Consider the following 14567-nt stretch of genomic DNA (forward strand, 5'->3'; position numbering starts at 1 on the left):
CCCTCCTTTCAGGAGGGTCAGCGCAGCGGGAGGCTGCGGGCCACGGCCGCGCCGTGCGACTCGTACGCGGCCAGCAGGGCGGTCGGCCGGCCCGAGGCGACCGGCACGACGACCGTCACCGACCGGTTCGCCTTCAGCTCGACCGTCCGGTCACCGAGGGCGGCGGAGCCGTCCCAGGCGTACAGGTAGGCCGTGCCGGACCGGTCGGCGCGCAGGGTGACCTTCACCCCGCCGGGGACCCGGCGCTGGTCGGTCAGCCGCAGCGCCTTCTCGGGCAGCCGCGCCACGGCGGCCGGGGCCACCCCGTCGACCGCCGACTGGGCGATGGTCTGCGGGCTGTGCACGCTGCGCGCGGCGGTGTCCGGGAAGACCGGGGCGCTGGGCTGCCGCGCCGCCGGGGTGTAGCCGGGCAGGGTCGCCAGGCCGTAGCGGTACGGGTCGGCCCGTACGCCGGTGAACGTGGACCAGCCCAGCCGGGACTGGGAGCTGAGGTCCTGGGTGTCCGAGTCGTAGACCAGGACGTTGAAGCCCATCCGGTTCGGGTCCACCGCGTCGGGCAGCACCGCGAACGGGATGCTGGCCTCGATGGTGTAGCCGGCGTACGGGCTGGTCACCTTGCTGACCACGGTCATGCCCGGCGCGGTCGTCGCCCCCGGGCCCTGCCGGTTGTCGGCGTCGCGCTGCCAGCACGGCGGGTCGCCGTTGGCCGGGTCGTCGGTGACGGGGAAGATGCCGGCCTTGAACACCGTGGAGGTGTCGGTCGAGTTCCCCTTCGGGTCGACGATGATCTCGACGCTGTCGGTGCGCCGCTGCCGCTTGCAGTCCTGCGGCACGACCTTGCGGCCGAGCACGTCGTCGGTGACCTGGACGAACACCTTGAGGGCGTCGGCGGTCCAGGCGATGCGGCCCTTCGCCGAGGCGTCCTGCGGCGTGGTGGCCTGACCCTCCCAGATGCGGGAGAAGTCCAGCTCCTCGCCGGGGTACTCGCCGGCCGAGGCCACGCCGTCGACCGCGTGGTCGTGGCCGGCCTGCGGGACCTCGGTGGTCGGCACGATCTCCAGCGCGCCGGTCTCCACGGTGCTGCCGGCGGCGCTGGTGGTGGTGATGGTGATGCCGTAGTCGCCGTCGGTGCCGCCCGCGTTGGCGGTGGGCAGGGTGGCGTCGGTGTTGGTGACGGTGAAGGTGACCGCCCCGGTCGCGCCGGGGGCCAGGCCGGTGTAGCTCTTGGTCGCCGCGTCGGCGGTGAAGCCGGCGGGCAGGCCGAGGGTGACGGTGCCGCTGCGGGTGGCCTCGCCATGGTTGCGCAGGTCGACGCGGACCGACCGGCTCTTGCCGGAGCCGATGGTGAGCACCGGCTTGATCAGCGTGTCGAGCTGCGGGTATCCGCCCTCGCCGGCCCACTCGCGGAACACGCCCACCTCGGGCAGCGGCTCCAGGGTGCCACGCACGTCGGCGACGACCCGCACGGCCCGGTCGGTGCGCCCGACGCCCTGCCGGGTGGTCAGGGTCGCGCCGACGAGCTGCTGCTGGTTGGTGTCGGCGCCGGCGGGGACGGTGACGGTGAACGTCGCGGTCCGCTCCTTGCCCGCCGGCACGCTGCCCCGCAGCGCGCCGGAGCCCTTGGCGGTCCAGCCCTGCGGCAGCCGCAGGTCGATCCGCGGCGCGGCCAGTGCCCGGTCCCGGGGCGCTCGCACGTGCGCGGTGACCTTGACGGTCTCGCCGGGGGCGAGGTCGAACCGGTCGGTGGTGAGGTACAGCTCGGTGCCCCGGGGCAGCCCGCCGGCCGCGTTCGGCAGCACGGAGCCGCGCAGGATCGCCTCGGGGGAGGCGTCCGCCGGGTCGTACGGGACACGGCTGTCGACCAGGGTGTAGAAGTCGCAGCGCATCTTCGTCGGGTCGGTGGGGGCGGCGGCGGTGCCGGCCCAGCCCTGGGTGACGTACTCCCGGCGGGCGTCGACCTCGATCTCGGCCCAGGTCTTGCCGGTGGCGCTCGGCGTGCCCTCCCAGACCCCGAAGACCTGGTCGGTGGGGACGGTCGGCACGAAGCTGGACGCGCACTCGGGCCCGGCGGCCGATGTGCCGGTGCCGCCCGTACGCAGGAACTTCGCGGCCCGGAACGGCTTGAGGCCCTCCTTGCGGAGCTGCTCGGGGAACGCGGCCGGGTCGGCGGCGGCGTGGAACGCCTCGGCGGCGAACCGGGCGGCCTGCTGGTGGTTGCCGTGGTTGCCCGGGGTCGGCGAGGGGTTCATGGTCATGACGATCTCGGGCCGGGTCTGCCGGATCACCCGGACGATCTGGCCGAGCGTGTCGTCGTGTCCCCAGATGCGCTCGGACAGCGGCGCGGACGCCGTGTACCAGAAGTCGACCCGGTCGAGGTTGTAGAGGTTCTCCACGCCGGCCCGGCCGATCGCGGTGCGCTCCTCGCGTTCGCGGATGATGCCGAGCGGCGGGCCTTCTTCGAGGCCGACGGCGTTGCCGCCGCCCTCGCCGCGGGTGATGGTGACGACGCCGGCCTTGGCGCCGTACTTCTCCTTCCACTGCCCGAGGGTGGCGAGGCTGCCGGCCTCGTCGTCGGGGTGGGCGCTGACGAAGAGGACGTCGAGGTCGACGGTGTCGCCCGCCCGGCCGCCGTGGCGGTCGGCGGCTGCGTCGGCGGGGGAGGCGAGGGCGGCGGCGGGCACCCCGGACAGGGCCAGGGCTAGCGCCGTGGGTAGCAGGAACGCCTTGATGCGCATGCGGATCCTTCCGGAACTGTCCCGGGTCCGGGCAGCGGCCATCGCCGTCGGACGCGCGGCGTCGACGCGGGGTCGCTGATCGGGCGGCGGGACGGTGGGGCGGAGCCGGTGGCCGCGGCGGTGCCGGGCCACCGGCTGGGCAGCGGCGGGAAACGCCGCGGTACGGCGACGGCGGGGGTGCCGTCACCGGCGGTACGGCAGCGGCGCGGACTCCGTCACCGGGTACAGCGGCGGCGCGGGTGTCCGTACACACTGGAAGGCCTTCGCCCGGTGACGCTAGGGACCGGCGCGGCGGCCCGTCAATGCTTTGCAAGGTCTTTCTTTCTTTGCAAAAGAAATAAATTCAGGCCGGTCCACCTCTCCGGGTGCCGGCCCGGTCGCGCGCCCCCGATCCGACATCGGGGCCGAAGCGGGGCGTTTTCCCTGTTCGTGAGGGTTCCTCGGGTGGGCCGAGACGCTTTCGTTACTTGACTCGATAGTTCGTTCGCCGTAGGAAGGAAGTGTGACTGACGTGGTGACGCCACCAACGAGCCCGGTGAGCCGGGAGCGGTCGAAGGAGATCAAGCGGTTGTCCGTGATCTCCACCGCCCGCCAGGTGCGGGTGCTCTCCCGCGCCGAGCTGACCGAGCTCACCGGCCTGAGCCCCGCCACGCTCACCCCACTCGTGCGCGAGCTGATCGCCGAGGGCTACCTCATCGAGCGGGGGCCCGGGGCGTCCCGCGCCGGCCGCCCCCGGGCGATGCTGGAGTTCAACCCGCGCGCCGAGCTGGTCGCCGCCGTCTCCCTGGAGCCGTCCCGGCTCAGCTGCGAGATCGCCGACAGCGACGGCACCGTCGTCGCCCACCGCACCGTCCGCCTCGCCGGCGACATCATCGACACCATCTGCCGGTCAGTGCCCGAGCTGGCCGGCGACGGCCTGCCGGCGCTGCGCGGGGTCGCCATCGCCGCGCCCGGCGTCTCCTCCGGCGGCGCCGTCCGGCTCGCCCCCTCGGTCGGCCTCGTCGAGGGCCGGCCGATAGGGGAGGCGGTGCAGCGGCACCTCGGCGTGCCGGTGGTGGTGGACAACGACGTCAACCTCATGGCGGCCGGTGAGCACGCAGCCGGCGCGGGCAGCGACGTCGCCGACCTGCTGCTGCTGCACGTCGCCGACGGCATCGGCGCGGGGCTGGTGCTCGACGGCCAGGTCCGCCGGGGCGCGGGCGGGGCGGCCGGCGAGGTCGGCTTCCTGCCGCTGGACCCGGCCGACCGGGGCCACGACGGGGTCGGCCCGTTCGAGGCCCGCTGGTCGGAGAACGCCGTCGCCGAGCGGGTGGTGGCCCTGGCCCCCGGCCGGCGGCCCGACGCCCCGGTGGCCGCTCTGGTCGAGCTGGCGCGCGCCGACGAGCGCGCCGCCGCGTACCTCGACGAGGTGCTGACCGCCTGGTCCCGGCTGATCGTCTCCTGCGTCTGCGTCATCGACCCCGGCCGGGTGCTGCTCAGCGGCGCCGCCGCCCAGCTCGACGACCCGGCCGTCGACCGGCTCCAGGCTTTGGTCGCCGCCGCCGCGCCGAGCACCACCGAGGTCCGCCGGGCCGTGCTCGGCGACCGGGCCGTGCTGCACGGCGCGGTCAGCTACGCCCTCTCCGCGGCGGCCACCGGGCTGCCCACCCTGCTACCCGCCCCCTAGCTCCGCCCCTCAGCTGCCCACCCCCTGGCTCCACCCGACCCGAACCCCTCGGAGGTACCCCATGAGACGTCGCCTTCTCCTCGCCGGTGCGCTGGCCACAGTCCTCGCCGCAGGCACCGCCTGCGGCGGCGGTGGCGACGACGCGTCCGGCGACGCGGGCGCCGAGAAGCTCACCATCTACACGGCCCGCGACAAGAAGGTCTCCACCTTCGTGGTGGACCAGTTCACCGCCAAGTACCCCGAGTACAAGGGCAAGGTGGAGATCCTCAACCTGGGCGCGCAGGAGATCCTGGAGCGGGTCCGGGCCGAGAAGGCCAACCCGCAGGCCGACGTCTGGTGGGGCGGCACCCAGCAGGGGCTCTCCGCGGGCGCGTCCGAGGACCTGCTGACCGGCTGGCAGCCGGCGTTCGCCGCCAAGATGGACGCGAAGTACAAGGACGCCGAGGGCCGCTGGTTCGGGGAGATCCTGCTGCCCGAGGTCATCATGTACAACAACAAGGCGCTCACCCCGGAGCAGGCCCCGAAGGACTGGGACGACCTGCTGAAGCCGGAGTGGAAGGACAAGATCGTCATCCGTGACGTCGCCGCGTCCGGCACCATGCGGTCGATCTACGCGTCGATGATCATGCGGCAGTCCCCGGACGGCAGCAACCCGCAGCCCGGCTACGACTGGCTGAAGAAGCTGGACGCCAACACCGGTTCGTACGCGGCCAACCCCGCCGACCTGTACCTCAAGCTCTCCCGCCAGCAGGGCGTGCTCAGCGCCTGGAACCTCCAGGACATCCTGCTCCAGGCCAACCAGTCGAACATGCCGTTCGGCTACGTGATGCCGGCCTCCGGCGCCCCGGTGCTCGTCGACGGCATCGCCGCGGTCAAGGGCGGCAACACCACCGGCGCGCAGAAGTTCATGGAGTTCCTCTTCGACGACGCGCTCCGCGCCGACCTGGCCAAGGACTACTACCAGATCCCGGCCGTGGAGATCGCCGAGAAGCCGCAGTGGCTGGCCGAGCTCAACCTCAAGCCGCTGGACGTCAACTGGGACGTGATCGGCAAGAACGAGACCGAGTGGATCAACCACTGGAACAGCCAGATCAAGAACAAGGGCTGACCACGGCGGCACCCGGGGCGGGCGCGGCGCGCCCTGGGCCCTGCCCAGCGGGGTGAGAAGGGGACCCTTCTCTACCGCAGGCGTTAACAAGGGGCCCTTCCTTGCACAGCGCCCGCCCCGGAAGCCACCCAGCCATACAGGAGAGGACGCCATGATCGATGTCACGCTGGAGTCGGTGAGCAAGCGCTTCGCGCGCGGCGGCGACACCGCCGCCGTGGCCGACGTCGACATCACCATCGCCGCCGGGGAGTTCTTCACCCTGCTCGGCCCGAGCGGCTGCGGCAAGACCACCACCCTGCGCATGGTGGCCGGGTTCTACTTCCCCACCTCCGGCCGGATCCGGTTCGGCACGGAGGACGTCACCCGGCGTCCGCCGAACAAGCGCGACACCGGCATGGTGTTCCAGAACTACGCGCTCTTCCCGCACCTGTCCGTCGCGCAGAACGTCGCGTACGGGCTGAAGATCCGCAAGGTCGGCCGCGCCGAGTCGAGGCGGCGCGTCGAGGAGGCCCTCGGCCAGGTGCACCTCGCCGGGTACGGCGACCGGCGCATCGACGAGCTCTCCGGCGGCCAGCAGCAGCGGGTGGCCCTGGCCCGCGCCCTGGTGATCCGGCCGAAGACCCTGCTGCTCGACGAGCCGCTGTCCAACCTCGACGCGAAGCTGCGCGAGGAGACCCGCACGGAGATCCGCCGCATCCAGCAGGAGGCCGGCACCACCGGCATCTACGTCACCCACGACCAGGCCGAGGCGATGGCCATGTCGGACCGGATCGCGGTCATGCAGGCGGGCCGGGTGCAGCAGATCGGCGCGCCGCAGGAGATCTACCACCGCCCGGCGACGAGCTTCGTCGCCCGGTTCATCGGGCGCAGCAACGTGCTCACCCTGCCCGTGCAGGGCGCCACGGAACGGGCCGTGACGGTGGGGCTGCCCGGCGGCGGCGAGATCGACGTGCCGGCCCCGGCCGACCACGGGCTGCGCCAGGGCGAGACCGCCCAGGTGTCGGTGCGCCCCGAGCACATCGGCCTCACCTCCACCACGGAGCCGGGCGCGCTGCCCGGCCGCATCGCCGAGCTGGAGTTCACCGGGATGGCCACCAACCTGGTCGTCGACACCGCCGGGGAGCGCATGCAGGTGGCCGCCGTCGACGTGCCGGCCGGCATCGCCGTCGGCGACCAGGTCGGGCTGCGGCTCAACCGGGACCGGATGTGGGTGGTGCGTCCGTGACCACCATCCCCGCCACCCCGAGCCCGGCCACCGTCGCGCCGGTCACGAAGGAGCCGACGCCGCCGCCGGGCCCGCGCCGCCGGCTGGCCGACCGGTTCGCCGGGGGCACCGGCTCCCGCTGGTTCCCGTACGTGCTGGTCTTCCCGCTCGCGCTGGTCCTCTTCGGGTACGTCGTGCAGCCCATGTTCGCCACCTTCGCCGAGAGCGTCGGCGTGGACGGGGTGGAGAACTACGGCAGCTTCCTTACCGGCGACGGGGTGGCCCGGTCGTCGCTGGTCACCTCGCTGATCATCTCGGCGGCCAGCGTGCTGCTCTGCGGGATCGTCGGCGTGGCGATGGCGTTCCTGCTCAAGCGCTTCTCGTTCCCCGGCCGCAAGCTGATCGAGGCGATCATCCTGGTGCCGGCGGCCCTGCCGCCGCTGATCGGGGCGATCTCGTTCCAGCTCCTCTACAGCGAGACCGGCATCCTGCCGCGCGGCCTGCAGCAGCTCTTCGGCGCGGAGAACCCGGTGCTGCCGTTCAGCGGCATCGCCGGGGTGCTGGTGGTGCACACGTTCACCATGTACCCGTACTTCTACCTGTCCGCCTCCGCCGCCCTCGGCGGGATGGACCCGTCGGTGGAGGAGGCCGCCTACAACCTGGGCGCCGGGCGGGTGCGGGTGTGGCGCACGGTGCTGCTGCCGATGCTCACCCCGGCGCTGGTGTCGGCGTCGCTGCTGGTGTTCATGACGTCCCTGGCGTCGTACACCGCCCCGCTGCTGTTCGGGGTGGACCAGACGATGACCATGCAGATCTACATCAACCGCACCAACGGCGACCTGCCGATGGCGTCGACCTATGCCTCCGTGCTCGGCGTCGTCTCGGTGCTGTTCCTGCTCGGCATGCGCTGGTACGAGGGGCGGCGCAGCTACCGCTCCCAGTCCAAGGGCGTCGCCGCCCACCGGCGGGAGATCACCAACCCGCTCGGCCGGTGGCTCGCCCTGGCCGCGTCCCTGCTGGCCACGGCCGTGCTGCTCGCGCCGGTGGCGACGATCGCCCTGGTGGCGTTCTCCCGGGACGGCTCGTGGACCACCGAGGTGATCCCCGCGCAGTACACGATGCAGAACTTCGTCACGATCTTCGCGGAGCCGAGGGCGTTCCAGCCGATCCTCAACTCGCTCAAGATGAGCCTCATCGCCACCGTCGCCTGCGTCGTGGTCGGCGTGCTCATCGCGTACGCGGTGCGCCGGCTGGACTTCCGCGGCCGGGGCCTGCTGGACGTGGCGGTCATGCTGGCCTGGGCGCTGCCTGGCACGGTGGTGGCGATCAACCTCATCTCGGCGTTCAGCACCGGCAACGCGTTCAGCTTCGGGCAGGTGCTCATCGGCACCTTCTGGATCATGCCGCTGGCGTACTTCGTGCGGTTCCTGCCGCTGGTCTTCCGCTCCAGCTCGGCCGCCCTGGCGCAGCTCGACCCGTCGCTGGAGGAGGCCGCCCGCAACCTCGGGGCGTCCTGGTGGCGGGCGTTCGGCACGGTCACCCTGCGGCTGATGCTGCCGGGCGTGCTGGCCGGCGCGCTGCTCGCCTTCGTGCACGGGGTCGGCGAGTTCGTCGCCTCGGTGCTCATCTACACCTCGGAGACCGCGCCCATCTCCGTGGAGATCAACAACCGGATGTACTCGTTCGAGGTCGGCACCGCCGCCGCGTACGGCATGCTCCAGGTGGTCCTGATCTTCGTGGTGATGGTGGTCTCCGGCCGCCTGGCGGGCGGCCGACGCTCGACCCGGGAGGCGGCGCGATGGACGGCGTGACGACACCGGCCGGCGACCACGTGGCCGCCTGGCTCGCCCACGGCGGGCTGGTCCCGGTCGCCCGGGTCCCCGGCGGGGAGCTGGCGGCGGTCGCCGCCGCGGCCGACTTCGCGGTGCTGCCGGTCGGCGCGGTCGAGTGGCACGGCCCGCACCTGCCGCTGGGCACCGACCTGATCCTCGCCGAGGGCTTCGCCGCCGAGAGCGCGCAGGCCTCCGCAGACGGCGCGGCCTCGTCCGGCGGCGGGACCCCGGACGAGGCCGCGCCCCCGGCGGCGGGCCCGCGCGGGGTGCTCTTCCCCGCCGTCGCGTACGCCGCCTGCCCCGGCCAGACCCGGCCGTGGCCCGGCACCGTGGCGATCCGGCCGGAGATCGCCGTCGGCTACCTCGCCGACGTCATCGAGGGCATCGTGGCGGCCGGCTTCACCCGGCTGCTGATCGTCAACGGGCACGACGCCAACATGTCCACCGTCCGGGCCGCCATGGAGTGGGTGTCCGGCCGGCGCACGGCGAGCCTGCTGCTGGTCAACTGGTTCCAGCTCGTCACCCCCGCCGAGACCACCGAGCTGTACGGGCCGCAGGTCTCCCGCGGCCACGGCGGCGCGTACGAGACGTCCGGGGTGCTCGGGTTCGACCCCGGCGCGGTCCGGCTCGGCGCGGTCGACGACCTCCCGCCGAAGCCGAAGCTGCCGGTGACCCACCCGTACGTGCTGGTGGAGTCCCGGCCCGACCCGTGGCAGGGCTGGTCCGGGCACGTGTCGCTGGCCGACGAGCCCGCCGGCCGGCGGGTGCGCGAGCTGGCCGGGACGCGGCTGCGGGAGGTCGTCGCCGCCTGGGTGGCCGCCGCCCCGCCCGCCCCCCCCACCGCCGACCCGCTGCCGGACTCGCCGGCGGGCGTCGGTCCGCTGCCGGACTCGCCGCCCGCCGAGGGGGAGCCGTCGTGACCGTCGACCGGGGACTCGACATCGTCGACTTCCACCTGCACTTCCGCATCGCCGCCGACCCGACGATCCAGGCGTGCGAGCACGCCGCCGGGATGCACCCCGGCGGCGAGCACGAGCGGGCCGTCCGCGCCGCCGGCTCCGCCCCGTACGCGGCGAAGTGGCGGCGGGCGTGGGCCTTCGCCGACCCGGAGCCCCCGGCGCAGCGCTGGGAGGACGAGGCGGACCGGTGGGCCGAGGAGCTGCGCCGGGTCAACGTGCGGCGGGCCGTGTTCGTCACCGGCGGCGGCAACGACACCGTCGCCGACGTCGTCGACCGCCACCCCGACCTGCTGCTCGGCCTCGCCCACCACGACCCGTACTCTCCGGGGGCCGCCGCCGAGCTGGAACGCGCCGTCACCGAACGCGGCCTGCGCGGGCTGAAGCTGTTCGCCCCGCTGCTGCGCGGCCCCCTCGACCACGCCGACCTCGACCCGCTCTGGGCGACCGCCCAGCGCCTCGGCGTGCCCGTGCTGATCCACATCGGGCACTACGGCAGCGCGGGCGGGCTGAGCTTCGGCCGGCACGGCGGCCCCGACGAGCTGGCCCGGATGGCCCGGCGCTTCCCCGAGCTGGCCGTCGTGGTGCCGCACTTCGGCGTCCAGCACGTGCAGGACCTGCTCTTCGCCGCCTGGGGCTGCCCGAACATCCACGTCGACACGTCCGGCTCCAACCAGTGGGTGCGCTGGATGCCCTACAAGCTGACGCTGGAGGACCTGTTCCGGCGCTGCTACGAGACCATCGGCCCGCACCGCATCGTCTACGGCAGCGACTCGTCGTGGTTCCCGCGCGGCTACGTCACCCGCTACCTCGACGACCAGCTCCGCGTCTGCCACGAGCTGGGCCTGCCCGACGACCACCTGCGTGCGATCTTCGCCGGCAACGCCGAGCGCCTGCTCGGCCTGGACACCACGACCGGCTGACGTCCCGGGCGCGGCGAGCGGCGTCGCGCCTGCCCCACGTCCCGCCCGGCACCGGAAGGAAGCAGAGACCCTGATGAGCACACCCGCGCTGACCACCTACCAGCGGCACCACCTCCGGCCCACGTACGACCACCACGTCGGGCGGCTCTTCCCGGCGATGGTGCGGGCCAGCCAGGCGCACGTGGTGATGCTGACCGAGCAGGGGCTGATCCCCGCCGAGCGGGGCGCCCGGCTGCTGCGCGGGCTGGCGGAGCTGCGCGCCGACACCAGCGCTGCGCCGCCGTTCGACGGCACCTTCGAGGACACGTACTACCTGCTGGAGAAGCGGCTGGCCGCCGCGTGCGGCGTGCCGGCGTCCGAGCTGGACGTGCAGATGGCCCGCAGCCGCAACGACCTCGACGCCGGGGTGTTCCGGATGCTGCTGCGCGACCAGCTCGTCGGCGTCCTCGACCGGGTGCTGGCCACCGGGGCCACCGCCCTGGCCGCCGCCGACCGGTACGCCGACGTGGTGATCACCGGCTACACCCACCGCCGGCCCGCCCAGCCCACCACCATCGGCCACGCCCTCGCCGGGTACGCCGAGGCCCTCGCGGGCGAGGCCGCCGCCTACGCCGACCTGATCGACGCGCTCAACGTCTCGCCGCTGGGCTCCTGCGCGTTCGCCGGCACCGACCTGGACATCGACCCGGCCCGGGTGGCGGAGCTGCTCGGCTTCGCCGGCCTGGTCACCAACTCGTACGAGGCGGTCGCCGGCGCGGACCACCTGGTCCGGGTCGGCACGCTCAACGCGCAGGCCCTCGCCACCGGGGCGCGGCTGGCCCGCACCCTGATGGACTGGCTGAGCTGGCGCTGGGTGACCACCCCCGGCGACTTCACCCAGGGCAGCAGCATCATGCCGCAGAAGCGCAACCCGGTGGTGCTGGAGCACCTCGTCTCGTACGCCGGCGCGACCGCCGCCGACGCCGCGAGCGTGCTCAACAACGTCGGCGCGGCCTGGTGGGAGGACTCCAACAACGCCACCACCGACGTCCAGGTGCGGCTCTGGGAGAGCAACGACCGCACCGACCGGTTCTTCGCCCTGCTCGGCGGCTTCCTCGCCGAGATCGAGCCGCTGGAGCCGCCGTCGGCGGGGGAGATCGTCGCCTCCGGGGCCACCACCACCGCCGCCGCGGACGCGCTGACCCGGCACGGGGTGCCGTTCCGGGCCGCCCACTCGGTGGTCGGCCGGCTGGTCCGCGCCGGTGCCCCCGACACGTGGACCGCCGAGGGGGTCCGCGCGGCGGCGCAGGGCATCACCGACCGGCTCGACGACGACGCGATCGCCGACCTGCTCGCCGCCGCCGTCCGCCCCGAGCTGGTGCTCGACCGGGCGCAGGTCGACGGCCCCGGCCGGTGCGCCGTCCGCAACCAGGTGGCCACGCTGCGGGTGGCATTCGACGCCGCCGGCGGCCGGCTCGCCGCCGTACGGGCCCGGCTCGCCGCCGCCGACGCGGCGCTCGACGCCGTCGCCGCCGAACGGGCCGCCCGGTGAGCGCGCGCGCCACCACGACCGAGGGGACCGGCGCGTGAACCTGCGGCTGGACGGCCCCGCCACCCCGCCCGCCCCGCTGACCGGCGACGCGGAGGTGACCGGCGCTGCGCAGGTGACCGGCGACGACGGCGTGCTGCTCGGCATCGACTTCGGCGGCACCAAGATGGCCGTCGGGGTCGCCGACGCGGCGGGCCGGCTGCTGGCCCGCGAGCGGGTGCCCACGTACGCCGAACGGGGTGCCCCGCAGGCCCTGGACCGCGCCCTGGAGCTGGCCGCGAAGCTGGTGGGGCAGGCCGGCGGGCCGCTCGCGGCGGCGGGCGTCGCCTCGCCCGGGGTGGTCCGGCCCGACGGCATCGACCTGGCCCCGAACGTGCCCGGCTGGGACCGGCTGCGGCTGGCCGACGCGGTGCGCGACCGGCTCGGCGCGCCCGTCGTCGCCGTCGACAACGACCTGAACGCCGCCGCCCTGGCCGAGCTGCGCCTCGGCGCGCTCCGCGACGCCGACCCCGGCCTGGTCGTCGGCATCGGCACCGGCGTCGCGGCGGCGCTCACCGTGCGCGGTGCCGTGCTGCCCGGCCACCACGGGGCGGCCGGCGAGATCGGGTACGCCGTGGCCGGCGGCCCCTGGCCCGGCACCATGCTGGAGCTGGACTTCTCCGGCCGGGCGCTGGACCGGCTCGCCGCCGACCTCGGCGTGCCCGGGGCCGCCGCCGGGCTGGCCGCCGCCGCCGCCTCGCCCGGCCCGGCCCGGGACGCGCTGACCGCCCGCGTCGACGAGCTGGCCCGCCACCTGGTCACCTGCTGCCTGCTGGTCGACCCGCAGCGGGTGGTGCTGGTCGGCGGGGTGGCCGGCAGCGACCTGATCCGTGGCCTGCTCGTCGAGCGGCTCGCCGCCGTGCTGCCGTACCGGCCGGACGTGGTGCTCTCCGGCTTCGCCGACGACGCCGCGCTGCTCGGCGCGGTGGTGCTGGCCAGGGAGGCGGTCCCGACGGCTCCGACGGCCCCGGCAGCCTCGACGGCCCCGGCAGCCTCGACGGCCCCGGCAGCCTCGACGGCCCCGGCAGCCTCGACGGCCCCGGCGGTCAGTTGACCTGGAACGTCCGCGTCGCGAGCTGATAGGCCGGGAACATGTCCTCGAACTCGTCGGTGTCCATCCCGCCGAGGGTCAGCAGTACCGGCCCGCCGCCCAGGGTGTCCGCCACCAGCGCCCGCTGCCGGTTCGGGCCGCTGAACTCGCTGCGCTGCAGGAACGTCGCCTCGACCAGGTCCAGCGGGCCGCGCCGCACCCGCCGGTACTCGATCTCGCTGACCCGGCCGTAGTCGGCGAGGAACCCCTCCAGCGTGGCGCGGCCGTCCCCGGTGGACCCGTCGGCCGCCCACACCCGCAGGAAGCCCACGCTGCCGGCGGGCTTCGCGTCGATCTCGCAGCGCAGCCGGGCCCCGCCCAGCGTGATCGTGGCCTCCTCCGCCACCGCCTCGGGCGTCCACCCGGTCGGCAGCGAGAACGTGACCGGCAGCTCGCAGGGGCTGCCCGGAGCGCCGACGGTGAGGCCGGCCTCGGCGGGAGCTACCTCGTCGTACCAGGGTGGGCCCGTCACCACCGGGGACGGGCCGTAGCTTGTCGCCGCCCGCGTCCCTTCGTCGGCGCAGCCCGCCGCCGGCACCGTGCAGAGGACGGCCAGCAGGACCGCCCCGATCCGTCGCAACACCGCTCGCACATCCCCCGTGGTCGTCCACACCCGCCCGGTCCACCCCGGACGGGCCGATGGATGGTAACGGTGGGTGGCCAGGTTGGTCGGTGGCGGGGCGTTCCGCGTGACGGTCAGTCGTCGGCGGGGCCCGGCGGAGCGGTCAGTCGGCGGCGGGGCGGTGGGCGCGCAGCATCAGCGACACCCCCGGCAGCGCCCGCACCGGCAGGTGCCGCTCGGCGGTGACGACGGCGCGCAGCCCGAGGTTGACCAGCGGGTTCAGCTCGTCCAGGTCGCTGCCGGTGGACTTGCGCCGCCGCCAGGCCGCGACCGGCCGCAGCAGCACGTTCCAGCTCCACAGCTCGTCGACCACCAGCCCAGCCTTCTCCACCACGGCCCGCAGCGACGCCCGGTCGTAACGGCGGACGTGACCGACCGCAACGTCGTGCGCCGACCACAGCGCCATGTCGGCCGGTACGGCGATCAGCGCCACGCCCCCGGGGCGCAGCGTGCGGCGGATCTCGGCGGCGGCCAGGTGGTCCTCGTCGAAGTGCTCCAGGATGTCGAACGCGGTGACCAGGCCCAGGCTCGCCGACGGCAGCGGCAGGTGCCGGGCGTCGGCCCGGATCACGTCGAGGCCGCGTTCCCGGGCGACCCCGGCGCCCTCCGCGCTGTATTCCAGCGCCACGGGCTGCCAGCCGTGCGCCCGCAGGACCCGGGTGTTGCCGCCCCCGGCCGCGCCGACGTCGAGCGCCCGCCCGGGGACGTGGCCGGCGGCGGCCAGCCGGCGTAGCGCCCGGGCCAGCAGGACCCGCCGCTCCCGGTACCACCAGTGGGTGTCCTCCAGCGCGGCGAGCTTGCGGATCTCGGTCGCTTCCACGGCATGCTCCTAGCGCGATCTCGGCGAACCTCACCCTAGACGAG

At 74.5% G+C, this 14567-nt stretch carries 11 protein-coding genes; 8 read left to right on the top strand and 3 right to left on the bottom strand.

Annotation, left to right across the window (positions count from 1 at the left end; translation table 11 throughout):
• Positions 1 to 17 precede the first annotated feature (17 nt).
• On the bottom strand, positions 18 to 2735 hold the full coding sequence (locus tag LPA42_RS34220; RefSeq protein ID WP_077938855.1) for a sugar-binding protein: 2718 nt from the start codon (positions 2733 to 2735) through the stop codon (positions 18 to 20).
• A gap of 502 nt (positions 2736 to 3237) precedes the next feature.
• Between LPA42_RS34220 and LPA42_RS23700 the strand changes: the two genes are divergently transcribed.
• From LPA42_RS23700 to LPA42_RS23735, 8 genes are all read left to right on the top strand, one after another.
• Positions 3238 to 4401 carry an ROK family protein gene (locus LPA42_RS23700; protein ID WP_091275251.1) on the top strand — a complete coding sequence of 388 codons (1164 nt, stop codon included), beginning with the start codon at positions 3238 to 3240 and terminating at the stop codon, positions 4399 to 4401.
• A gap of 61 nt (positions 4402 to 4462) precedes the next feature.
• Positions 4463 to 5509 (top strand): extracellular solute-binding protein, encoded by a 1047-nt coding sequence (locus tag LPA42_RS23705; RefSeq protein ID WP_077938857.1) that lies wholly within the window; start codon positions 4463 to 4465, stop codon positions 5507 to 5509.
• 151 nt (positions 5510 to 5660) lie between these two features.
• A complete protein-coding gene (locus LPA42_RS23710; protein WP_077938858.1) occupies positions 5661 to 6734 on the top strand; it encodes an ABC transporter ATP-binding protein in 1074 nt (357 codons plus the stop codon).
• Positions 6731 to 8524 (top strand): iron ABC transporter permease, encoded by a 1794-nt coding sequence (locus LPA42_RS23715; RefSeq protein ID WP_228986863.1) that lies wholly within the window; start codon positions 6731 to 6733, stop codon positions 8522 to 8524. The genes LPA42_RS23710 and LPA42_RS23715 overlap by 4 nt, the downstream gene beginning before the upstream one ends.
• Positions 8512 to 9465: a creatininase family protein gene (locus LPA42_RS23720; RefSeq protein WP_228986864.1), complete on the top strand. Its 954-nt coding sequence runs from the start codon at positions 8512 to 8514 to the stop codon at positions 9463 to 9465. Before LPA42_RS23715 ends, LPA42_RS23720 begins: the two co-directional genes overlap by 13 nt.
• Complete coding sequence (locus LPA42_RS23725) at positions 9462 to 10424, top strand: amidohydrolase family protein (protein WP_077938861.1); 963 nt, start codon at positions 9462 to 9464, stop codon at positions 10422 to 10424. The genes LPA42_RS23720 and LPA42_RS23725 overlap by 4 nt, the downstream gene beginning before the upstream one ends.
• Positions 10425 to 10497: 73 nt before the next feature.
• A complete protein-coding gene (locus LPA42_RS23730; protein ID WP_077938862.1) occupies positions 10498 to 11955 on the top strand; it encodes a lyase family protein in 1458 nt (485 codons plus the stop codon).
• 34 nt (positions 11956 to 11989) lie between these two features.
• On the top strand, positions 11990 to 13045 hold the full coding sequence (locus tag LPA42_RS23735; protein ID WP_228986865.1) for an ROK family protein: 1056 nt from the start codon (positions 11990 to 11992) through the stop codon (positions 13043 to 13045).
• Here LPA42_RS23735 and LPA42_RS23740 read toward each other — a convergent pair.
• Together LPA42_RS23740 and LPA42_RS23745 are read right to left on the bottom strand one after the other, a co-directional pair.
• Positions 13038 to 13664: a lipoprotein gene (locus LPA42_RS23740; RefSeq protein WP_077938863.1), complete on the bottom strand. Its 627-nt coding sequence runs from the start codon at positions 13662 to 13664 to the stop codon at positions 13038 to 13040. The two genes, LPA42_RS23735 and LPA42_RS23740, sit on opposite strands and share 8 nt — an antisense overlap.
• Before the next feature lie 142 nt (positions 13665 to 13806).
• Positions 13807 to 14523, bottom strand: a complete 717-nt coding sequence (locus LPA42_RS23745; RefSeq protein WP_077938864.1) for a bifunctional 2-polyprenyl-6-hydroxyphenol methylase/3-demethylubiquinol 3-O-methyltransferase UbiG — start codon at positions 14521 to 14523, stop codon at positions 13807 to 13809.
• Between the last annotated feature and the right edge of the window lie 44 nt (positions 14524 to 14567).

The organism is Micromonospora sp. DH13 (assembly GCF_020873825.1).
In the GTDB taxonomy this organism is placed as follows: domain Bacteria; phylum Actinomycetota; class Actinomycetes; order Mycobacteriales; family Micromonosporaceae; genus Micromonospora; species Micromonospora haikouensis.

Excerpts from the sequence above, each read along its gene's own strand:
- LPA42_RS34220 (WP_077938855.1), bottom strand. The coding sequence starts at position 2,735 with ATGCGCATCAAGGCGTTCCTGCTACCCACGGCGCTAGCCCTGGCCCTG.
- LPA42_RS23705 (WP_077938857.1), top strand. The coding sequence starts at position 4,463 with ATGAGACGTCGCCTTCTCCTCGCCGGTGCGCTGGCCACAGTCCTCGCC.
- LPA42_RS23710 (WP_077938858.1), top strand. The coding sequence starts at position 5,661 with ATGATCGATGTCACGCTGGAGTCGGTGAGCAAGCGCTTCGCGCGCGGC.
- LPA42_RS23720 (WP_228986864.1), top strand. The coding sequence starts at position 8,512 with ATGGACGGCGTGACGACACCGGCCGGCGACCACGTGGCCGCCTGGCTC.
- LPA42_RS23730 (WP_077938862.1), top strand. The coding sequence starts at position 10,498 with ATGAGCACACCCGCGCTGACCACCTACCAGCGGCACCACCTCCGGCCC.